General features: G+C 51.3%; 1 pseudogene. It reads right to left on the bottom strand.

The window, feature by feature from the left end:
* Positions 1-545: pseudogene (locus AB4Z29_RS32340) on the bottom strand (hypothetical protein); the annotation flags it as partial.

Raw genomic sequence — 545 nt, 5'->3', positions numbered from 1 at the left:
TTCGTTACCGTTACGTAAGCCGTACCGCCTGTTGCCGTAAGCAGGTCCGTTTTGGAAACTGTTACTTCCGTTGCGCCTTCTGCTACCGTTGCAGTCTCAAGTACCGTGCCGCCTGTTGCTACGCCGTATACGTTCACGATGTCGCCTTCGGCTAGACCCGTTACTTTAACTGTATCTGCTTCACCTGTTGGGCTGTTTGTTACGGTGATTGTCGCTGCTGCTGGTGCTGCAGTGATTTCAGCATCGTACGCTTTTACRGTTCTTACGCTTTCTAGCTGTCCTTCTTTTGTAACGCTCACATACACGCTGCTTGCTGTTGCGCCCAGCTGTTCAATCGTYACCGTTGCTGATGTTGCATCTTCAGCTACTGTTGCTGTTCCGATTGCTGCTCCGCCTGTTGCTGCTTTGTAGACATTGACTACATCGCCTTCTACTAGGCCTGTAACAACCACTGTATCGCTTACGCCTACTTTGTTGTTCGTTGCCGTGATCGTGGCTGCTGCYGGTGCTGCCGATACAGGCTCAGTGATATATTTCGCAGCCGT

This window comes from Paenibacillus sp. 2TAB23, assembly GCF_052115165.1.
Classification (GTDB): Bacteria; Bacillota; Bacilli; order Paenibacillales; family Paenibacillaceae; genus Pristimantibacillus.
This window is presented reverse-complemented; position numbering and strand designations above follow the sequence as displayed.